The organism is Flavobacteriales bacterium (assembly GCA_020635795.1).
Taxonomy (GTDB): domain Bacteria; phylum Bacteroidota; class Bacteroidia; order Flavobacteriales_E; family Vicingaceae; genus Vicingus.
In genome coordinates this window covers 517,136-539,747 of sequence record JACJZD010000001.1, presented here as the reverse complement: position 1 = coordinate 539,747, position 22,612 = coordinate 517,136, and the positions used below count along the sequence as shown (strand labels likewise).

At 33.7% G+C, this 22,612-nt stretch carries 15 protein-coding genes and 1 tRNA gene; 12 read left to right on the top strand and 4 right to left on the bottom strand.

Annotation, left to right across the window (positions count from 1 at the left end):
* Position 1 precedes the first annotated feature (1 nt).
* The 3 genes from H6589_02295 to H6589_02285 all read left to right on the top strand — a co-directional run bounded on the left by H6589_02295 (position 2) and on the right by H6589_02285 (position 3,759).
* Entirely contained in the window at positions 2-1,216 is a 1,215-nt protein-coding gene (locus H6589_02295; GenBank protein ID MCB9173413.1) for a DegT/DnrJ/EryC1/StrS family aminotransferase, read from the top strand.
* Positions 1,213-1,809 carry a sugar transferase gene (locus H6589_02290; GenBank protein MCB9173412.1) on the top strand — a complete coding sequence of 199 codons (597 nt, stop codon included), beginning with the start codon at positions 1,213-1,215 and terminating at the stop codon, positions 1,807-1,809. Before H6589_02295 ends, H6589_02290 begins: the two co-directional genes overlap by 4 nt.
* A gap of 69 nt (positions 1,810-1,878) precedes the next feature.
* A complete protein-coding gene (locus H6589_02285; GenBank protein MCB9173411.1) occupies positions 1,879-3,759 on the top strand; it encodes a polysaccharide biosynthesis protein in 1,881 nt (626 codons plus the stop codon).
* 55 nt (positions 3,760-3,814) lie between these two features.
* Here the strand turns inward: H6589_02285 and nhaD are convergent, their stop codons facing one another.
* Together nhaD and H6589_02275 are read right to left on the bottom strand one after the other, a co-directional pair.
* Positions 3,815-5,182, bottom strand: coding sequence for a sodium:proton antiporter NhaD (nhaD, locus tag H6589_02280; GenBank protein ID MCB9173410.1), 1,368 nt, complete (start codon positions 5,180-5,182; stop codon positions 3,815-3,817).
* 31 nt (positions 5,183-5,213) lie between these two features.
* Positions 5,214-6,443, bottom strand: coding sequence for an amino acid dehydrogenase (locus H6589_02275; protein ID MCB9173409.1), 1,230 nt, complete (start codon positions 6,441-6,443; stop codon positions 5,214-5,216).
* Between the two features lie 207 nt (positions 6,444-6,650).
* Here H6589_02275 and H6589_02270 point away from each other — a divergent pair, with 207 nt between their 5' ends.
* From H6589_02270 to H6589_02235, 8 genes are all read left to right on the top strand, one after another.
* On the top strand, positions 6,651-7,586 hold the full coding sequence (locus tag H6589_02270) for a malate dehydrogenase (GenBank protein MCB9173408.1): 936 nt from the start codon (positions 6,651-6,653) through the stop codon (positions 7,584-7,586).
* A gap of 85 nt (positions 7,587-7,671) precedes the next feature.
* On the top strand, positions 7,672-8,118 hold the full coding sequence (locus H6589_02265) for an aspartyl protease family protein (protein MCB9173407.1): 447 nt from the start codon (positions 7,672-7,674) through the stop codon (positions 8,116-8,118).
* Between the two features lie 117 nt (positions 8,119-8,235).
* Positions 8,236-8,778, top strand: coding sequence for a hypothetical protein (locus H6589_02260; GenBank protein MCB9173406.1), 543 nt, complete (start codon positions 8,236-8,238; stop codon positions 8,776-8,778).
* Between the two features lie 359 nt (positions 8,779-9,137).
* Positions 9,138-11,765 carry a valine--tRNA ligase gene (locus H6589_02255; GenBank protein MCB9173405.1) on the top strand — a complete coding sequence of 876 codons (2,628 nt, stop codon included), beginning with the start codon at positions 9,138-9,140 and terminating at the stop codon, positions 11,763-11,765.
* A complete protein-coding gene (locus H6589_02250; GenBank protein MCB9173404.1) occupies positions 11,766-12,323 on the top strand; it encodes a PorT family protein in 558 nt (185 codons plus the stop codon).
* Positions 12,324-12,386: 63 nt separating this feature from the next.
* Positions 12,387-14,450, top strand: a complete 2,064-nt coding sequence (gene ppk1 / locus H6589_02245; protein ID MCB9173403.1) for a polyphosphate kinase 1 — start codon at positions 12,387-12,389, stop codon at positions 14,448-14,450.
* Positions 14,451-14,517: 67 nt separating this feature from the next.
* Positions 14,518-15,393, top strand: a complete 876-nt coding sequence (locus H6589_02240) for an ethanolamine ammonia-lyase reactivating factor EutA (protein ID MCB9173402.1) — start codon at positions 14,518-14,520, stop codon at positions 15,391-15,393.
* A gap of 229 nt (positions 15,394-15,622) precedes the next feature.
* Complete coding sequence (locus H6589_02235; protein MCB9173401.1) at positions 15,623-20,221, top strand: PKD domain-containing protein; 4,599 nt, start codon at positions 15,623-15,625, stop codon at positions 20,219-20,221.
* Between the two features lie 73 nt (positions 20,222-20,294).
* Here the strand turns inward: H6589_02235 and H6589_02230 are convergent, their stop codons facing one another.
* A complete protein-coding gene (locus H6589_02230) occupies positions 20,295-21,347 on the bottom strand; it encodes a mechanosensitive ion channel family protein (GenBank protein MCB9173400.1) in 1,053 nt (350 codons plus the stop codon).
* A gap of 241 nt (positions 21,348-21,588) precedes the next feature.
* On the opposite strand from H6589_02230, the gene H6589_02225 reads away from it, so the two are divergent.
* Positions 21,589-22,356 (top strand): DUF2279 domain-containing protein, encoded by a 768-nt coding sequence (locus H6589_02225; GenBank protein MCB9173399.1) that lies wholly within the window; start codon positions 21,589-21,591, stop codon positions 22,354-22,356.
* Positions 22,357-22,450: 94 nt separating this feature from the next.
* Here the strand turns inward: H6589_02225 and H6589_02220 are convergent.
* Positions 22,451-22,524 (bottom strand) — tRNA-His (locus H6589_02220).
* Between the last annotated feature and the right edge of the window lie 88 nt (positions 22,525-22,612).

Below are 22,612 nucleotides of genomic sequence, written 5' to 3'. Positions count from 1 at the left end.
TATGATACCATTTTCACCTCCTCATATCAATCAAAAAGTTATTGAAGAAGTAACCAAAGTACTTCAATCGGGTTGGATAACTACTGGTCCACGCACAAAACAATTTGAAAAAGAAATTTCGGAATATTGTGGCAATAAAAACACCTTATGTTTAAATAGCGCTACTGCTGGACTAGAAATTATTTTACGTTGGTTTGGGGTAAAAGAAGGTGATGAAGTTATTTTACCTGCTTATACCTACTCCGCAACAGCAAATGTGGTCATTCATTGTGGTGCAAAACCAATTTTTGTTGATGTAAATGCTGATGATTTTAACATTAATGTTGCTGCAATTGAAAAAGCCATTACACCAAAAACCAAAGTAATAATGCCTGTTGATTTTGGTGGGTTACCTTGCGATTATGATGCAATAAACGAATTGGTTAAAAAACACCAAAAACAATTTATTGCTAATTCTAACGAACAAAAACAACTCGGTAGAATTTTGGTATTATCAGATTCTGCTCACTCCTTTGGAGCTTGGTATAAAGGAAAAAGAGCTGGTTCTTTAACAGATGTTTCTGTTTTCTCATTTCATGCGGTAAAAAACTTAACAACTGCTGAAGGTGGTGCTATAACACTTAATTTGCCTACTCCATTTGACAATCAAGAAATATACAATCAGTTATGTATAAAAACATTGCATGGGCAAAACAAAGATGCCTTGGCAAAAACTCAAAAAGGAAACTGGCGTTATGATATTGTAGAAGCTGGTTATAAATGTAACATGACTGATATTATGGCTGCCATAGGTCAGGTAGAATTAGAACGATACGATAGTGAAACATTACCAAAACGTAAAAACATCTGCGACACCTATTCTAAGATACTTGGCAAATACGACTGGGCTCAATTACCCATTTTTAAATCTGAAAACAATTCAATAGAAAGTTGTTATCACTTGTATCCGCTTAGAATTGTAGGAATAACTGAATTTCAACGAGATGAAATTATCAAAGAAATTTTCGATAAAGATGTTTCGGTTAATGTTCATTTCCTACCTGTTCCTAGTATGAGTTTTTACAAAGATTTAGGTTATGACATTAATAATTACCAAATAACATTAGATAATTATTCGAGAGAAATTTCATTACCCATTTTTTACGATTTAACTGATGAAATGGTAAATACAGTATTAAACGCTGTTATAAAATCGGTGGAGAAAGTTCTAGCATGATAAAACGGTTATTTGATATCTTCTTCTCTTTTTTTGGATTGTTGATACTCCTACCATTTTTTATTTTGATAGGATTAATAATTGTAATTGATTCCAAAGGAGGAATATTTTACCAGCAAATTAGAGTCGGAAAAAGCAATAAAGAATTTGGGCTCTATAAGTTTAGAACAATGAAACCTGATTCTGACAAAAAAGGTCTATTAACCGTTGGAGGAAGAGACCCAAGAATAACATCTATTGGATATTACCTCCGAAAATATAAATTGGACGAATTACCTCAACTTATAAATGTTTTTATTGGCGATATGAGTTTGGTTGGACCCCGACCCGAAGTAAGAAAATATGTTGACATGTATAGTAAAGAACAACAACGTGTTTTACTGGTAAAACCAGGCATAACCGACTATGCTAGTATCGAATATTTTAATGAAAATGAATTGCTAGGTAAATCTGATAATCCAGAACAAACTTATATAAACGAAGTAATGCCTGCGAAATTAAAAATCAACCTTAAATACATTGAAGAATATAGTGTATTAACTGATTTTAAGATTATTATTAAAACCATTGGTAAAATTTTTGGGAGCCATTAATACTATCCTTTCATTTTTATAACAGTTACAAGAAAAATTTATAATTATCTTTACGGTCAAAACCCAACAATGACTAACCCCATTAGAATACTATTTCAACACAATATTCCACGATGGATTATTTTCTTTATTGATGTAGTCATTTGTTTTTTCTCATTGATTTTAGCGTATTTAGTTCGTTTTAACTTTTCCATTCCAGATACCGCTATAGTAGATTTTCCTTTAGTTTTTGGAATAGTTTTAGGAGTAAGAGCGTTAAGTTTTTTCTTTTCTAAAACCTACAAAGGAATTGTAAAACATACTAGTTCAAAAGATTCTCAACGTATTTTTATTGTTATTACTATTGGAAGTATTTTCTATGTTTTAGTCAATTTATTGTTTTATTTTGGAATAAACAAAACTTTCCCTATCCCATTTTCAATCATCATTATTGACTATATGTCAACTCTTTTTTTGATGATTATTCTGCGTGTGGTATTTAAAGCCCTATATACTGAAATTGTAAACCCTTATCGAGAAAAACGTAACGTAATTATTTTTGGTGCTGGCGAATCTGGTATTATCACCAAAAGAACACTTGATAGAGATGCAGGGCTAAAATACAAAGTACTTGCTTTTATTGATGATGACCACAAAAAAGAAGGAAAAATATTAGAAGGAATTCCTATTGTTTCTTTTAAAAAATTAGATGATTTATTGAGTAAAAATGATGTTGCCCAAGTTGTAATTTCTGTTCAAAATATCTCTCCAGAACGTAAAAAGAATTTGGTTGACATTTGTTTGAATTACGATACCAAAGTTTTAAATGTACCCCCTGTTACCGATTGGATTAATGGAGAATTAAGTTTCAAACAGATTAAAAAAATTCAAATTGAAGAGCTGTTGGAACGTGATCCAATACAATTAAACATTGAGAATATTAAGAATCAACTTTCTAACAAAACCATATTAGTAACAGGTGCTGCAGGAAGTATTGGCAGTGAAATTGTTCGTCAAATAATCAATTTTAATCCTAAGAAAATAATACTACTCGACCAAGCTGAATCACCTCTGTATGATATGGAGATGGAGTTGAATGATGATCACAATAAAGTTTCTTATGAAATAGTAATTGGTGATATTAGAAATACTGAGCGTTTAGAAAATCTATTCCGTACATTTCAACCCGAAATTGTTTTCCATGCTGCAGCTTACAAACATGTTCCCATGATGGAAAACAACCCTTCGGAGTCAATTTTAACCAACGTGTTTGGAACAAAAAACTGTGCCGATTTATCAGTAAAATATAAGGTAGAAAAATTTGTAATGGTTTCAACCGATAAGGCTGTAAATCCAACAAATGTTATGGGTGCAAGTAAACGAATTGCCGAAATCTATACGCAGTCGCTTAGTAAAACATCTACAACCAAATTTATTACAACACGATTTGGAAATGTATTGGGTTCAAATGGGTCTGTAATACCTAGGTTTAGACAACAGATAGAAAATGGTGGTCCAGTTACTATAACACACCCTGATATTACCCGTTTCTTTATGACCATACCAGAAGCTTGTCAATTGGTGTTAGAAGCAGGAACATCAGGTCATGGTGGTGAAATATTCATCTTTGACATGGGTGAGTCGGTAAAAATACTTGACTTAGCTAAAAAGATGATTAAGTTATCTGGTTTAACCTTAGATAAGGACATAAAAATAACTTTCACAGGACTGCGACCTGGAGAAAAACTATACGAAGAATTATTAGCAAACGAAGAAAACACCTTACCTACACATCATAAACAAATTTTGATAGCTAAGGTTAAAGAATATGATTTTGAAGAAATTAATACTAAAATTAATGAGCTTATAGCTTCATTTGAAAGTCAAGATAACAAAATAATTGTTAAACAAATGAAATTATTAGTACCCGAATTCAAAAGCAATAATTCGATATATGAGCAATTAGATTAAATAAAAAAAGCTGTACATTTTGTACAGCTTTTTTTATTTAATCTTCATGTTAAAATTACGAATGAAATAGTGTCATAAATCCAAAACCAGCTAAATAACCTATAGCTGCTAACCAAGCTATGCTTTTAAGATACCAGAAAAAAGATATTTTTTCCATGCCCATAGCAACTACACCAGCAGCGGAACCAATAATTAACATACTACCTCCAGTACCAGCAGCATAAGCAATGAAATGCCAGATATGATTATCTAAAGGATAAACCGCCATATCAAACATACCCATACTTGCTGCAACTAATGGAACATTATCTATTACTGCTGAACCTGCACCAATCAACAATACAAAAATGTTTGGATCCATCGATGCTTGTACACTTTGTCCGAAAGTGAATATTAATCCTAACGATTCCAATGCCGCAACTGTCATTAAAATACCTAAAAAGAATAAGATAGATGGCATTTCAATCTTCGTTAATGCTTTAAATGTAGGGCTCAATTTATGCCCTGCTGCTTCACTACTATTTTCTTCTGCTTCAATACTTGTAATACTGAATTTTCGGTTACTAATAATTTCAGCCACTAATGAAACGATACCCAACGATAACATCATTCCAACATAAGGAGGTAAATGTGTAATCGTTTTAAATACTGGTACAAAAACAATTAAAGCTAATCCCAAATAAAGCATTAAAGGTCCATTTTTATCATTTTTAGCATCGTCTTCTTGAGCATCAAAAGTTCCTTTAAATGCTGGTAAAAAACTCGCTATTAAAGCAGGCACAACCATACAAAGTAAAGATGGTACAATTAAATATTCTACCAACATTCCAGCACTTACTTTTTTACCCATCCACAACATGGTTGTAGTAACATCACCAATTGGAGACCAAGCTCCACCAGCATTTGCAGCAATAATAATTAAACCAGCATACCAAATTCTGTCTTTGTTTTCTGGAACTAACTTTCTTAAAATAGTTATTAAAACAATTGTTGCTGTAAGGTTATCAATAATTGCTGATAAGATAAATCCTAAAATACAAACTATCCAAAGTAATGTTCTTTTTTTGTTGGTTTTAACAAATGATTTAATGGTTGAAAACCCTTGAAAATGATCAATAATTTCAACAATAGTCATTGCTCCTACCAAGAAAATTAGAATCTCACATGTTTTACCAAAATGATGCAACAATGTACCCTCTAATAAATGTAACTTTTCTTCGTGGTTCATTACGCCAAAACCTTCTAACATTTTGTTAGCATGAGAATCAAACCAAGAAGTAAAACCGTCTAAACCAAAAGCAACTCCAGCCCAAGCCAAAGCCATCATTAATAATGCAGGAATCAATTTATCTACTTTGATAGAATGTTCCAACGTAATAGCTAAATAGCCTAAAATGAATACTAATACAATAAATATTTCCATATTTTTAAAATTAAATTTTTAACGAATGTATTTAAATTAATTGTTTCAACGCAATTTCGAATGCAGTTTTTGCAATGTGATATTTGCTGTTGTTTTTTGCATGTGCTTTCTTCAACGCATTTTTAATGGTTTCAGAGGTATCTTTAAAAATTTCCTCATCAGATAAAACACCCAAATCATTACTCATTAAATAAGCAAAAACTCTTGCCATACCACAGTTTGAGATAAAATCTGGTATAATACTTATTTTTTCATCGGCATATTCAGCAATAGGACCGAAAAAGATTTCTTTGTCTGCAAAAGGAACATTTGCTCCGGCAGCAATTACTTCAATACCTGCAGTAATCATTCTGTCCACTTGGTCTTTCGTAATTAAACGAGATGCCGCACAAGGAATAAAAACATCAGCTTTTACATCCCAAATTTTAGCATTAACCTCATCAAACGATAACATGTTGTTGGCATGTAATTTATTACCATCTTTATCTACAAAAAGCTTTCTAATTTCTTCTAAGGTAAATCCTTCCTCTTTAATCAATCCTCCCACTCTATCAATAATACCAACGATTATTGCTCCATCTTGTGCTAAATAATAAGCTCCTGCCGAACCCACATTTCCCCAACCTTGTACAATTACTCGTTTTCCTTTCACATTACCGCCATACACTTCGTAATAATGTTTAACCGATTCGGCAACACCATAACCTGTAATCATGTCGGCAATAACATATTTATTAGCCACTTCTGGACTAAACTTAGCATCTTCTATCACTTTTAAAACACCTTGACGCAATTGTCCAATTCGGTGAATTTTTTGTGCTTCCCTAGGTTGGAAGTGCCCGTTAAACACACCTTCTTGTGGATGCCAAACGCCACAATCTTCGGTAATTGGAATAACTTCATGAATTTCATCCACATTTAAATCTCCACCAGTACCATAATAGTGTTTTAATAACGGTGTAACTGCAGCATACCATCTTCTTAATACCCCATTTTTACGTGGATCGTTAGGGTCGAAATTTATCCCTGATTTTGCTCCACCAATAGCTGGTCCTGCAACAGTAAATTTAACTTCCATGGTTTTAGCTAACGACTCCACCTCTCTTTTATCCAACCCTGCTCTCATTCGAGTACCACCCCCTGCAGCACCTCCACGTAAAGAATTTATTACTACCCAACCTTGTGCTTCAGTTTCAGCATCGTTCCATTCAAAAACTATTTCGGGCGTTTTATTCTCAAATTTATCCAGTAAATCTTTCATTCTAAATCACTTAATTTTTTAAAGAAAACAAATGTAAATAAATCATTCTTTAATGCTAAGTAATAAAAAATAAAATAGACCAATCTAATAGATTTATCGATACAAATTAGTTGTATTTATGTCCAACATTTTTTTGAAGAACACTTTTAATTCAGTAATTTAGCGTTCCAAAAAAATCAATAAATTCATCTTAAAAAATAACACATTATGAAAGTTACAGTGGTAGGAGCAGGTGCAGTAGGCGCTAGTTGTGCTGAATACATTGCTATTAAAAATTTTGCATCGGAAGTAGTTTTAGTTGACATTAAAGAAAATTTTGCTGAAGGTAAAGCAATGGATTTAATGCAATGTGCATCGTTAAATGGTTTTGACACTAAAATTGTTGGTAGCACTAACGATTATTCAAAAACTGCAGGTAGCGACATCGCTGTAATTACTAGTGGTATTCCTCGTAAACCAGGTATGACTCGCGAGGAATTAATCGGTATCAATGCTGGTATAGTTCGTTCGGTTGCTGAAAACTTAATTAAACATTCGCCAAACGTAATTCTAATTGTAGTAAGTAACCCAATGGATACCATGACTTACTTGGTACACAAAGCTACAAAACACCCACAACACAAAATTATTGGAATGGGTGGTGCTTTAGATAGCGCACGTTTTAACTACCGTTTAAGCGAGGCTTTAGGTTGCCCAGCTTCTGATGTTAGCGGAATGGTTATAGCTGCACATAGCGATACTGGTATGTTACCATTAACCCGTTTAGCTGTAAGAAACGGTGTGCCTGTAAATAAATTTTTAACTGCTGATAGATTAGATCAAGTTGCACAAGACACTAAAGTAGGTGGTGCTACATTAACTGCTTATTTAGGAACAAGTGCTTGGTATGCTCCGGGTGCTGCAGTTTCTGCAATAGTTCAAGCAATTGCTTGCGACCAGAAAAAAATGGTTCCTTGTTCAGTAATGTTAAATGGCGAATATGGCCAGTCTGACATTTGTTTAGGTGCTCCTGTAATTTTAGGTAAAGGTGGTATCGAAAAAATTGTTGAAATTGAATTAAACGATGCTGAAAAAGCTAAATTTAAAGAAAGTGCTGATGCTGTTAGAGTTGTTAACGGCGATTTAGCTGGAGTTTTAGCATAAAAAAGTTTGAAGCGGGAAGACCGAAGATAGAAGTTTAGCAGAAACAACTTCCATCTTCGGTCTTCTGACTTCTGACATCCAAAACATGACCACCACCCTACCCATAACCATACAAGCCATTGAAGACGATGGTTTCCATTTGTTAACCACAATACAAATTAACGGTAAAGACGCTTTACTGATTATTGATACTGGAGCAAGCCGATCGGTTTTTGATGAAACCCGTATTGTTGATTTTATTGGACACAACAACCTTACAGAACAAGATAAACTCTCTTCTGGTTTAGGAACAAATACAATGACCAGTAAAAAAGTGATGTTAGAACATTTAAACCTTAATGGTTTAATGCTCAACAACTACGAAGCCACGCTCTTAAACCTACACCATGTAAACCAATCGTACCAAAAAATTGGGCTCTCGCCAATTGATGGCATTTTAGGTGGCGATATTTTACACGATTACCATGCGGTAATAGATTACAAAAATTCGAGATTGGTTTTATGTCACTCTGAGCCTGTCGAAGAGTATTAATACAACTATTATATTTTTTCTAAAGCACTAAAAGTCCGATTGAATTACTAAATTTGGGTTAAACACATAGTGCGAATAAATGCAATTGCATTTATTCGGATGTTGGCAAACATGAAAATGAATCTGAGATTATTCATATTAGCTATTGCTGCTATTATCGTTGGGTGTGACCAGAATCCTGTCGACAACTCGAATAATGATGGATACTCTTCTGACACCCTTCAAATAGGTAATGGATTAAGACTCGAAAAACCTTTTAGAGTTGAATATGACCTTTCCAATAAAGGACCATTAGATAAAGGACGAATATTATATCAAGACGAAATAATCTATTCGTTTCGCCTCAACCTTAATCTTGTTAACGATACTGTTGAACCCAATAAATGGATTTTATCAGATACAGTTTCTACTTCTCTGCGAAAAGACACCATAATATTCAATTGGTATCGCGATCAAGGACTCGACTGGATTACAATCAAATTCATATATACACATGCTTCAGGTGTCCATAGCCAATACTCTATTCATGGATATAGTAAGATTGGGGAATCTAAACAAAAGGAATTGACATACCTATATTCAGAAATGAGAAGAACTGAATTGGAAGATTTTTTTGACCAGGATTCAATTCTGATTAGAAATATTGTAGAATTAAAATAAAAACGATTTGCCAACAATCGCTATAAAAAATGCGGAGGCAGAACAAAAAGGAAAACTTTGTACCTTTAGCAAACAACGCCAAAACTTCGTTTTGGTTTTTAGTAAATGAAAATTAAAAACAAAATACTCAGCTTTGGCTCAGTGCAGAAAGGAAAGACTACCGCCTTTCCCATTCCGCACTTTCTATAGCGGGGTCGTTAGACATTTAAAATTTCTCGTTTCTCTTCGGGTTGCTTAGCTTTAAAACAACCATTTCGTTCCTCAACGGTTGTTTTAAGAAAAAAAATCACCCCTAATTTCCCTTTAAAATATTCCATACAAAATGGTAAATTTGTAACCTTTAAAACACAACACACTGCATGGAATTAGCAAAAACATATTCGCCACAAGACATCGAAAGCAAATGGTATGCTTACTGGTTAAAAAACAAGTTTTTTGAATCGAAACCCGACCACCGCGAGCCTTTTACCATTGTAATACCTCCACCAAACGTTACTGGAGTATTGCACATGGGGCACATGTTAAACAACACCATACAAGATGTGTTAATTCGTCGTGCTCGTATGTTGGGCTACAACGCTTGTTGGGTGCCAGGCACCGACCATGCTTCTATTGCTACCGAAGCCAAAGTGGTAAATTTGTTACGCGAAAAAGGCATTACCAAAGCCGATATTTCTCGTGAAGATTTTTTAAAACATGCCTTTGAGTGGAAAGACAAATACGGTGGTATTATTCTTGAACAATTAAAAAAATTAGGTGCAAGTTGCGATTGGAGTCGTACACGATTTACTATGGAACCGAAACTAAACGAGGCTGTGGTAAAATCGTTTGTAGATTTATACAACAAAGGTTACGTATATAAAGATTGGAAAATTGTAAACTGGGATCCAACCGCTAAAACAACCTTATCAAACGAGGAAGTTATACGTAAAGACGAGCAATCGAAACTTTACTATGTAAACTATAAGATAAAAGATAGCAACGAAACCATTACCATTGCTACTACCCGACCAGAAACCATTATGGGCGATAGTGCCATTTGTGTTCACCCAAAAGACGAGCGTTATTTTCATTTGCACGGCAAAAAGGCCATTGTACCGATGGTTAACCGCGAGATACCTATTATTTGTGACGATTACATCGACATTGAATTTGGTACAGGTTGCTTAAAAGTTACTCCTGCACACGATACCAACGATTATGAAATTGGTCAAAAACATGGCTTAGAAATTATCGACACCTTTAATGACGATGGAACACTGAATGAAAAAGCACAAATTTTTGTTGGTGAAGACCGTTTTGTAGCACGTAAAAAAGTAGCTGAATACTTAAAAGTTCAAGGGCATTTAGCAAAAGTAGAAGACATTACCAACAATGTTGGGTATTCTGAGCGTAACCCTGATACAGTAGTTGAACCAAAACTATCGTTACAATGGTTTGTAAAGATGGACGACATGGTAAAACCTGCGTTGGAAAACGTAATGAACGATACCATTAAATTTTATCCTGATAAATTTAAAAACACCTACAAACATTGGTTAGACAATTTTAGAGATTGGCCAATTTCTCGTCAGTTATGGTGGGGGCAACAAATACCGGCTTATTACTACAACGATGCGAACGATTATGTAGTGGCTAACAATATTGATGAGGCATTAAAACTGGCTCAAGCAAAAACAGGCAATACCAATTTAACCATTGCCGATTTGCGTCAAGATGAAGATGTGGTGGATACCTGGTTTTCTTCTTGGTTGTGGCCAATAGCAGTTTTTGATGGTTTTAGCGAAGACCAAACCGATTTTAATTACTACTACCCTACCAACGTATTGGTTACGGGTTGGGACATCATATTTTTCTGGGTTGCTCGAATGATTTTTGCAGGGTACGAGTTTAAAAACGAAAAACCATTTAACGATGTGTATTTTACTGGTATGGTTAGGGATAAACAACGTCGTAAAATGAGTAAATCGTTAGGTAATTCGCCAGATGCTATCGAGTTAATGGACAGATTTGGTGCTGATGGTGTTCGTTTCGGGATGTTATCGTGCGCAGCTGCAGGTAATGATTTGTTGTTTGATGAATCGCTCTGCGAACAAGGTAAAAATTTCTGTAACAAATTATGGAATGCCTTTAAATTGGTTAAAGGTTGGGAAATTGACAACAGTTTACCACAACCAGAAAGTGCTAAAATTGGTAACGATTGGTTAAACGCTAAATTAAACCAAACCATTGCTACGTTAGAGGATCATTTTGCTAAATACCGTTTGTCGGACGCCTTGATGGATACCTACAAACTCATTTGGGACGATTTCTGTTCGTCGTATTTAGAAATTGTAAAACCTGCTTACCAGCAACCTATCGATCAATTAACCTACCAACAAACTGTAGGTTATTTCGAACAAATTTTAACCATGCTTCACCCTTTTATGCCTTTTGTTACCGAAGAATTGTGGCAAAATATTGAAACCCGAAAAGATGGTGAATCGTTAATGATGAACGCTTACCCTAAAGCCGATAAAGTTGACGAAAGTTTAATTGAGGAATTTAATTTTGCGATGGATGTAATTACTGAAATAAGAACACTTCGTAAACAGAAAAACATTGCTAATAAAGACCAAATTGAATTGTTTGTAAAAAACAATCAAAATACAACTACCAGATTTGATTGTATCATTTCAAAACTGACAAATATATCTAACTTAACGTATGTTGATGATAAAATAGACGGAGCGTTTTCGTTTGTAGTAAAATCAAACGAATACTTTATACCAATGTCTGAAAACATTGATGTAGAAGCTGAAAAAGAAAAAATTAAAAAAGAGTTGGATTATACACTTGGTTTTTTAAACTCGGTAAACAAAAAATTAGCCAACGAAAAATTCGTAAACAATGCCCCAGAGCAAGTGTTAGCCGTTGAACGAAAAAAACAGGCTGAAGCTGAATCGAAAATTAAAGTATTGGAAGAACAATTATTAAACTTTGCTTAATTGAAACAAACTACTTTAATATTAATACTTCTTCTCACCGTTGTAACAGTAAAATCGCAATCTGTTTTTAGGTGGGGGTTAGTAGGAGGCATTAATGCTTCTAAAGTAGTTTCTGATACCAAAACAAAATCGTTAAACGGTTATCACGGAGGGTTAATTGCAGAAATTAAAACACCTACAGATTGGGGATTTGAAGTTGATGCACTGATGTCGTCTAAAGGTACTAGAATTGAAGGCTTAAATTCAAACTTAGAAACTGCTTTGTTGGATTACAAATTAAACTATTTAGATTTTCCAGTTTTGGTAAAAAAATATTTTCTTTCGGTAATCAATGTTCAAGCTGGACCACAATTTTCGTATTTGTTGAGTGCCAACTACGATGGAAATGATGTAAAATCAAACCTGCATAGTTTTGATTTAGCTGCTGTAGTTGGTTTAGGTATTGATGTAAAAGTAGCCAAAGCATCAATCCGATATAATTACGGACTTACAGAGATTGGAAAAGGAGATGGACACAACAGCGTGCTTCAAATTACTTTAGGCATTTGGGTAAATTAGTTTAGTAACATTGGCTTAATTTTCAATTAATCTGAAAATCACAACTTTGATAAAAGTTTGTTTATGACAAAAAACATCAACTATCCAATCATCAATCGTGATCAAAGTTGGCTTTCTTTCAATGAAAGAGTTTTACAGGAAGCAGAAGATACCAATGTTCCTCTTATTGAGCGATTACGGTTTTTAGGCATTTTCTCTAATAATTTGGATGAGTTTTATCGAATACGTGTGGCGGCAAGTAAACGCTTGGTAGAGGCAAAGATAAAGTCAATTGAACACGAAGATGAATCACCAAAAGATTTATTACACAAGATAAATCAAATTTCAATAAAACTAGAGAAACGCTTTGAAAAAGCGTATAAAACCCTAGTTAAAGAACTAGAAAATGAACACATTTATTTAGTTGATGAAACCTCGTTACTACCTGAACATATTGATTTTGTAACCGAATATTTTGAGCAAACCGTTCGTCCTACATTAGTTCCAATAATGTTGCACAAAAAAAATCCATTTCCAAAACTAAAAGGTAAATCAATTTATTTCGGACTCAAACTTCAAGTGTCAGAAAAAATATTCGATTATGCTTTAATGGAAATACCATCTTTAATCTTGCCACGTTTTATTTCATTACCTGATGTTGGCAACAAAAAATACATCATTTTGTTAGATGATGTTATTCGATATAAATTGGATTCCATTTTTGCGATTTTTAATTACAAAAAAATTGAAGCTTACACCGTTAAGGTTACCCTTGATGCCGAATTAGATATTGATCAAGATATTTCGCAAAGTATTCTCGATAAAATATCAAAAAGCTTAAAAACTAGAAAAAATGCCTTGCCTGTTCGATTTGTTTACGACGCTTCCATTCCCGATGATTTGCTAGATTTTATTATCTCAAAAAGTAGAACAACACGTAACGATAGTATTATTCCAGGCGGTCGTTACCATAATTTTAAGGATTTTATCAATTTCCCAAATGTTGGAAGAGCTGGATTAAAAGCCGAGCCACTTAAACCAGTAAAGCACCCTGATTTAGCAAACAAAACCAGCGTTTTTGCCGAGATTAATAAAAAGGACATCCTCCTTAATTACCCTTATCAAACCTTTACCCATTTAATTGATTTGCTACGTGAAGCAGCAATCGACCCTAAAGTACTTTCCATAAAAATTAATTTATATCGAGTTGCCAAAAACTCAAAAGTGGTAAATGCATTAATTAATGCCGCTAAAAATGGAAAAAAAGTAACAGTAGTTATTGAGTTACGAGCAAGATTCGATGAGGAGGCTAACATTGAATGGTCGAATAAAATGATTGATGAAGGTATTCGCGTTATTTTTGGTTACCCAGGATTAAAGGTGCATTCAAAATTGATTTTAATTACTCGTAAACATCGTAACAAAATTACCAGATATGCTCACATAGGTACTGGAAATTTTCATGAAATAAATGCTTCTATTTATTCCGACACATCATTACTAACTAAAGACCCGCGAATTTCAAACGAGGTTTACAAGGTTTTTCAATTGTTTAAAAACAATATTGACCGCCCAACTTTTAAGCATCTAACTGTTTCGCCGTTTAATACACGAAGAAAAATAAATGCGTTAATCGACTCCGAAATAAAAAATGCAAAAGAAGGAAAACCAGCTTACATGATTATTAAACTCAATAATTTGGTTGACCCATTGATGATTAAAAAACTGTATCAAGCAAGTAATGCTGGAGTAAAAATACAATTGATAATTCGAGGAATTTGTTCGTTAATTCCAGGAATAAAAAGTGTAAGCGAAAATATTGAAGTAGTTAGTATTATCGACCGTTTTCTTGAACATTCGCGTTTAATGGTATTTTGTAATAATGGCGAAGAATTATATTATCTAACCTCCGCCGATTGGATGTCGAGAAACCTTGACAGAAGAATTGAAGTCGGCTGCCCCATTTATGACAAAACCCTTCAACAAACTATTAGAAAAATTTTGGACTTGCAATTAGCCGACAATACCAAGGCTAGGTTGATTAATCATAAAAAAAGCAATGTTTACAAGCCAATCGACAAAAAAAATAAAATCCGTTCGCAAATTAGCATTTATAATTATTTCAAAAATCAATTAGCGAATAGTTGATAACTGTTGAAAAATCATCTCCATAAAAAAATAAAAAATATTAACTTGCAGCATCTAAATAACCAAAATGAGATATGCTGCTGTTGATATAGGTTCGAATGCTGTACGTTTACTTTTTTGTGATGTTGATGTTTATCAAAACCATAAAGAAGTAAAGAAAATATCTTTAATTCGTTTACCTATTCGATTGGGGCAGGATGTTTTCACAAAAAAGAAAATCTCGAACAAAAACATCAACAACTTAATAAAAGCTCTCGAATCATTTAAAAATCTGGCTTCTATTTATGATGTAGTAGCATATCGTGTTTGTGCTACATCAGCCATGCGTGAAGCAAAAAATGGCAAAGAAGTAATCGATAAAATAAAGAAAAAAACAAAAATTGAAATTGAAATTATTGATGGTGACACCGAAGCCAAATTAATTTTAGAAACACATGTTACCGATAAACTTGATCCAACAGGAACTTTTTTATATATCGACGTAGGTGGAGGGAGTACAGAACTTTCCATATATTCAAAAGGTGAACAAATACAATCCAAATCATTTAAAATTGGTACCATTCGTTTAAAAAATGATTTAGTTACTGAAAAAACTTGGAAAGAGATGCAGAGTTGGATTGTTAAAGCAATAAAAAAACATCAACCCGAAATGGCTATTGGAACTGGAGGCAATATCAATAAGCTTTATAAAATGTGTGGTTTAAAAGACTACAAATTGTTTGGTTTTAGTCAGCTAAACGATATGAATAACTTATTATTAGAACATACCATTGAGGAGCGGATTTTAAAATTGGGACTTAAACCTGACAGAGCAGATGTAATTACACATGCCGCCAGAATATATTTAACCGTTTTAAAAACCGCAAAAATTGAAAATATTTTTGTTCCTAAAGTTGGTTTAGCCGATGGTATTATATATAAGTTGAGTGAAGCTTCATATTAATAATATCTACTACATTTAAGCATCAGATACTCTAACATCTTTTAACAATTTACAACATATTTTTTCTAAATATAACAATTCAACTACTTATAGCTACATACTCTACTGTTTATCAGTAATTTACATGAATTATTTTTTGTTAAAGATATTTTTAATTAGTTATTTTTTATCTATATTAGCTGCAACTATTTGTTTAAAATAATAGTCTAAAAGAAAAAAACACATAACTATGAATATAAAAAACAATTTATTTCTTGGATTAATACTTTTTTTAAGTGTTGCAACTTATGCACACGAAGACAAAGAATCTGATTACCACTTTACTGAAAATAAAGGTCAATTTGACCATGTAGTTAAATATCATACCAAATTGCATGTAGGTGATATTTATTTTGGTTCTCATTCATTTACTTTCGATTTATACTCCCCTGAAGATTTAGATTTGGTGTATAAAGTTAGACACGACAAAAGAATGAGAGCTCAATATGGCGAGAAAGATATTACACTAAGAAAGAGTGTTTATAGAATGAATTTCATCAATTCTAATACGAATGTGTTTTTATCACCTAGTGAGAACATCGGCTATGTAAAAAACTATCTTAAAGGAAATGATCCTTCTAAATGGGCTTCTGATGTGGAATCTTTTGAAAAACTTACCTACCATGAAATTTATAATGGTATTAATGCTCAATTGTACACTCATGACAATCATTTAAAATATGATTTTATTGTTAATGCTGGTGCAAACCCAAATAACATTATTATTAACTATGAAGGAGTGTCTGGGTTAAATTTAAATCATGGAATTTTAGAAATTAGCCTACCTAACACATCTGTTAAGGAGTTAAAACCTATTGCCTACCAACAAGTAAATGGTAAAAAAGTTATCGTTGACTGTGAATTTGTTCTTTCTGGAAATAATGTTTCGTTTAAGTTCCCACAAGGTTACGACAATACTAAAGAATTAATTATTGATCCAACTTGGGTTTTTTCTACCCTAACTGGTTCAACAGCCGACAACTGGGGTTTTACTGCTACATATGATGATAATGATAATTTTTATGGCGGTGGAATTGCATTTAGTTCTGGCTTCCCTGTTTCAACTGGAGCTTATGATGTATCTTTTGGAGGAGTTATTGATGCTGCAATAATAAAATATAATCCAACTGGTACTGCTAGGATTTATGCTACATATATTGGTGGAAATAGAGCTGATCAACCACATAGCTTAGTAACCACTCCTGCCGGAGAATTAATTGTTATGGGAGCAACAGCATCTAGAGATTTTCCAACTAGTGCAGGAGCCTACCAGACTACACATGGTGGTGGTTCTAATGTTTCTCCAAACTCTGCAACTTTTACTGGTGGTTCGGATATTTTTATTACTAAGTTAAATGCTGCAGGTAATGGTATTATTGGTAGTACTTATATTGGTGGTAGTGGAAATGATGGATTATCGCTAAATACCAGTTTGAAATTTAACTACTCTGATGAAAATAGAGGTGAAGTTGTGATTGATAACAATGGAGATATTTATATTGCTTCAACTTCAATTTCTAACAACTACCCCACTACTGCAGGAGCTCATAAGCTAACCATTTCAGGCGATTACGATGCTGTAGTTTCTAAATTATCTTCTGGATTAAATGCCTTATTATGGTCAACATACTTAGGTGGTTCAAGTGGTGATGCAGGTTATTCAATTAGAGTTAATGAAACCAATAATACTGTTGCCGTTTGCGGGGGAACTGTTAGTAATAATATTGGAACGACACCTGGAGTTATTAAACCTACCTATGGTGGAGCGACTGACGGTTACGTTGGTGTTCTTAATAATACAAATGGTTCTTTAAGTGCGTTGACTTATATCGGTACTGCACAATATGATCAAGCATACATCCTTGAAGTTGATAAATTTGGTAATGTTTATACTACTGGACAAACTAAAGGAGCATACCCTGTAACTTCAGGTACCTATAGTAATACCTTGGCTAATCAATTTGTTCATAAAATGAATAGTAATTTAACGAGTACTGGCTATAGTACCGTTTTTGGTAGAGCAAATGCTGCTGTTAACTCAGCAGTAGATATTTCTATTACTGCATTCTTAGTGGATAATTGCAGCAACGTATATGTAGCTGGATGGGGAGGTGGAAGTAATAACGAAGGAACAACCACAGGAATGCCTGTTACAGGTAATGCTATTAAAGGAACAACTGATGGTAGTGATTTCTATTTTATTGTGTTAGAAAGAAACGCTACAAACCTTCTTTATGGTACATACTTTGGTCACAATAGTTCTGATGAACATGTTGATGGTGGAACTTCAAGATTTGATAAAAAAGGTACAATCTATCAAGGAGTTTGTGCAGCATGTGGTGGCGGAAACAATTTTCCTTCTTCACCTGGGGCTTATTCAAGTACTAACGGATCCTCAAATTGTAATTTTGGTGCCATAAAAATTGGGTTAGATTTTCAAGGTGTAGTTGCTAATGCAGATCAACCTGGCGATATACTTTTATGTGGATCACCATACAATGTAGATTTTTCTGCTGGATCTACTCCTCCACCAAATACCTATTGGGATTTTGGTGATGGTAATACATTAGGAGTTGGTAGTTTTAATACACCTACACATACATACGCAGATACGGGCACATATAATATCATGTATGTCGCAATTGACTCTTCTTCATGTAACATTTCTGATACAGTTTATTTTGATGTAAGAGTAATTAATAATGGTACTTTAGATGCTCAAATTAATATTCCTCCTTATGATCCTTGCGATGACAGTTTAACTGTTACATTACAATTCACAGGTTCTGGTGCTGATTCTTTATATTGGGATATGGGTAATGGAACTACTTTTATTAACGATACTTTAATTAATTACACGTATACAACAAATGGAGTTTTCCCTATTGTATTTGAAGCCTACGATTTTGCGTGCGGTGGATTTAACACCGTAAGGGACACCATCTATTTCACCCCCAACTATACAACTGTAAATGCTACACCTCCTGGCAACCAAGTTTTCTGTGCTCAACCATACCAAGTTAATTTTTCTGCTGGAGGTACTCCTCCTCCAAATAACTATTGGGATTTTGGTGATGGTTCTGGTAATTCTAATTTAGCCAATCCACAATATACCTATGCCGATACAGGTTCATACAATGTAATGTATGTTGCTATCGATTCGACAACTTGTAACATTGCGGATACAGCATACTTTAATGTTCAATTAATTAAACCGGCTGATTTAGATGCTCAAATCAATATTCCTCCTTATGACCCCTGTTCGCCGGGTGGGCTAACTGTTAACTTTGAGTTTACTGGTACAGGTGCTGACTCTCTATTTTGGGATATGGGTAATGGAACAACTTTTATTGATAGTACAAATTTTAATTATACTTATAATACTCCTGGAACTTATTATATAGAATTTCAAGCGTTTGATTTAACATGTAATACCACTGATACGATTAGAGATACTGTACTTTACAATCCTAATTTCACTACAGTAAATGCCACTCCTCCAGGAAATCAAACATTTTGTACTCAGCCTTATTTAGTGAATTTTGATGCAGGCGCTACTCCTCCACCTAATAACTACTGGGATTTTGGCGACGGATCTGGTACCTCTAATTTAGCTAATCCTCAATACACATACGCTGATACTGGTTCATATACCGTAATGTATGTTGCTATTGATTCTACAACTTGTAATATTGCTGATACCGCCTATTTTAGTGTTCAATTAATTAAGCCCGCAGATTTAGATGCTCAGTTTAATATTCCTCCTTATGATCCTTGTCAAACATCATTAACCATTAATTTACAGTTTACAGGTACTGGTGCTGATTCCTTGTACTGGAATATGGGTAATGGAGATGTATTTATTAATGACACAATAATCAATTATTCTTATAACACTCCTGGAACTTACATTGTAAGTTTTGAGGCCTATGATTTACAATGTAACAATACCGAAATATTTACTGATACGGTTTATTTTAATCCTACTTTAACTCAAGTAAATACGGTTGTTCCTCCAGATATTAATATTTGTGGTACACCACTTACAGTTAACTTCTCTTCAGGTTCTCCTGCTCCACCTCAGAACTACTGGGATTTTGGCGACGGGAATACCTCGACCACTATAGATCCTAGTCATGATTATGCTAGTGCTGGTTCTTATAACATTATGTTTGTTTCAATAGATTCAACAACTTGTAATATTGCCGACACTGGATACTTTGCAGTAAATGTTCACACCGCTCCTGATTTAAATGTAAATATTGCATATGTTCCACCTGTTCCTTGTGAAGCAGTAAATTATAGAGTTGAGCTAAGTGCAGTAGGTTCTGGTGCAGATTCTATTTACTGGAACATGGGTGATGGAATGACCTTTGAAGATTCAACAAGTGTTTCTTACGAATATTTATCTCCTGGAACGTACACCATTTCTGTTTCGTTATTTAACTACTTCTGTAATAAAGTAGTTACAGAAACTAGAGTTGCTGAGTTTATAGAACTTGGTGAAACTACAGGAATTATTCCTAACGTATTTACACCTAACGGTGATAATTGGAATGATGAATTGGTTTTTGTAGGTGTTGATCATACTCAATCATACAGTATTCGAATTTTTAATCGTTGGGGACGTTTAGTTTTTGAATCTACCGATGCAACTAAAAATTGGAAAGGTAAAGATGAAGCAGAAGGAACTTACTTCTACGAATTAAGATACACGGATGTTTGTAGTAACGAAGAAAAACTAAAAACAGGAACTGTAACATTATTAAGAGGTCCGAAAAAACAATAATTAATAAGTAATAATGAAGAAGCCCACCATTTTTTTTTGGCGGGCTTCTTCATTTATATAACATACTATTTTATTAATTTTTTGTGTAAATCGTTTGTGTTGGAAATGCCATTTCTAGTCCAGCAGATTTAAACTGTTTTAGAATTTCCAAATTAATTTCAGTTTGCGTATCAAAAATATTGGCTTCTTTTTTAATGTAATAGATAAAAGTAATACCCAAAGCATAAGCACCAAAATCAGTAAAACTAATTACAGTTCCTTCATCTAGATTTTCACTATTTGTTGAAATATTTTTTAATACGTCTATTCCTTTTTGAATCTGTTCTGGAGTAGTGTCGTATATTAACCCAATATTTAAGGTGATTTTTCGAGTTGGTTCAGCAGTAACATTCTCCACCATATTACCTATAAAAAGTGAGTTAGGAATAGTTACTAACCTCCCTTCCAATGTTCTCATTCTACTTACTTGAAAACTAATTTCAGTAATCGTTCCATCAAAACCATTTATTTTTATTCGATCTCCAACTTTAAATGCTTTAACAGTAAACACCATTATACCTCCAAACATATTAGATACCGATTCTTTTGCAGCCATAGCCAAAGCTAAACCTCCAATACCCAAACCTGCAATAAGAGCACCCACATCATATCCTGCATTGTTTAAAGCCACAATAATACCAACCACCCAAATAACTGTTCGAACCCCTTTCCTTACAATAGGTATGATTTGATTGTCCAAATCAGTTTCCGATTTTTCAGTGAATGGAATTACATATTCACGAATAATAGCATCTAAAAATCTAGCAATAAACCATGTAATATTGATAGCAATCATTACATGATAAATTTTGGTTAACCAATTGTCTAATCCTTCTGAAAAATGTAATCGCTCTAACCCAAACCAAATACCAGCTATGGCTATAGCAAATACCACAGGTTCTTCAATCATATCAATTACAATATCATCAAGCTTAGAGCTCGATTTTGCAGTAAGTTTTTTAAGAAATTTATTAGATATCCAAAAAACGATTTTTCCAACAACAATAGCCCCCAAAATAATTAACAAACTAACTACCCAATTCCCTACGGTATTGTGATAAAACTCTCTTGCAAAAAATCCATTCATAATTTATATATTTTTTTGCAAAGTTAGCAAATCAAAAAGAAACCAAACAATAGAAATACATCTGCTTTGTGTAAGTTTGTTTGAGAGCTTATAAAACAATAACAAGCATTTGATTATTAAACGATTCATATTACTTACACTTTTTTTCTGCGAAGTATCACTTTCGTTTTCTCAAGACACCTTGAATGTGAGACGGTTAAAAACTGTTGTTGCCAGTGAGGCAATTATCTATACTGGAACAATGATAGGTTTATCTCAACTATGGTACAAAGACCAAACATCTAGTAATTTTCATTTTTTCAACGATAACGACGAATGGTTGTATACGGATAAAGTAGGTCATACCATGACTTCGTATTACATTGGAAAAGTTGGTTTTGAAACTTTAAAATGGACAGGGTTATCTACCAAAAAATCGATATGGTATGGTGGAACACTTGGTTTTGCTTTCCTAAGTACTGTTGAGATTTTTGACGGGTTTTCTAATGGTTATGGTTTTTCTACAGGCGATATGTTTGCCAATGCATTAGGCTCAGGTTTATTTATTGGTCAGCAATTGGCTTGGGATGAACAACGAATTTTACTCAAATACTCATTTTATCCTACCGGTTATGCTTCAAAACGACCCAACTTATTAGGAGAAAACTTTTTACAACAAACGCTTAAAGATTACAACGGACAAACCTATTGGTTAAGTGTCAACGTGGCTTCATTTTTAAACGATGATTCGAAATTTCCGAAATGGTTAAATGTAGCTGTTGGTTATGGTGCTGATGGAATGTTAGGTGGACGAAACAACGTATTTGTTTCTAATAATCATTATTTTGATTATTCAGATATCCAGCGTCAAAAACAATTTTATTTGTCGTTAGATGTTGATTTGACTCGAATAAAAACAAAAAACAAATTTACTGCTGGATTATTACAAACTTTTGGATTCATCAAATTCCCTTTCCCCGCATTAATGCTAGAAGAATCGGGTAAATTTAAACTATTACCTATTCAATAACTAGCCTGTCCGAACCTCTTCAAAGTTTAAAACTTTGGAGAGGTTAATATCTCAAACAAAAAAGGCTACTCGAGAGAGCAGCCTTCATTTTAAGGGTGGATGATGGGATTCGAACCCACGACCCTCGGTACCACAAACCGATGCTCTAACCAACTGAGCTACAACCACCATTTAAGGACGGCAAATATAATACATTTTTATTATTTACTGTAAAATATTTTTTTATTAATTGCATTTGTCAGTACGATTTTTAGAC

Bases quoted from the DNA above. Each gene is read 5' to 3' on its own strand.
- H6589_02295 (MCB9173413.1), top strand. From the start codon at position 2: ATGATACCATTTTCACCTCCTCATATCAATCAAAAAGTTATTGAAGAA.
- H6589_02290 (MCB9173412.1), top strand. From the start codon at position 1,213: ATGATAAAACGGTTATTTGATATCTTCTTCTCTTTTTTTGGATTGTTG.
- H6589_02285 (MCB9173411.1), top strand. From the start codon at position 1,879: ATGACTAACCCCATTAGAATACTATTTCAACACAATATTCCACGATGG.
- nhaD (MCB9173410.1), bottom strand. From the start codon at position 5,182: ATGGAAATATTTATTGTATTAGTATTCATTTTAGGCTATTTAGCTATT.
- H6589_02275 (MCB9173409.1), bottom strand. From the start codon at position 6,443: ATGAAAGATTTACTGGATAAATTTGAGAATAAAACGCCCGAAATAGTT.
- H6589_02270 (MCB9173408.1), top strand. From the start codon at position 6,651: ATGAAAGTTACAGTGGTAGGAGCAGGTGCAGTAGGCGCTAGTTGTGCT.
- H6589_02265 (MCB9173407.1), top strand. From the start codon at position 7,672: ATGACCACCACCCTACCCATAACCATACAAGCCATTGAAGACGATGGT.
- H6589_02260 (MCB9173406.1), top strand. From the start codon at position 8,236: ATGAATCTGAGATTATTCATATTAGCTATTGCTGCTATTATCGTTGGG.
- H6589_02255 (MCB9173405.1), top strand. From the start codon at position 9,138: ATGGAATTAGCAAAAACATATTCGCCACAAGACATCGAAAGCAAATGG.
- ppk1 (MCB9173403.1), top strand. From the start codon at position 12,387: ATGACAAAAAACATCAACTATCCAATCATCAATCGTGATCAAAGTTGG.
- H6589_02240 (MCB9173402.1), top strand. From the start codon at position 14,518: ATGAGATATGCTGCTGTTGATATAGGTTCGAATGCTGTACGTTTACTT.
- H6589_02235 (MCB9173401.1), top strand. From the start codon at position 15,623: ATGAATATAAAAAACAATTTATTTCTTGGATTAATACTTTTTTTAAGT.
- H6589_02230 (MCB9173400.1), bottom strand. From the start codon at position 21,347: ATGAATGGATTTTTTGCAAGAGAGTTTTATCACAATACCGTAGGGAAT.
- H6589_02225 (MCB9173399.1), top strand. From the start codon at position 21,589: ATGATAGGTTTATCTCAACTATGGTACAAAGACCAAACATCTAGTAAT.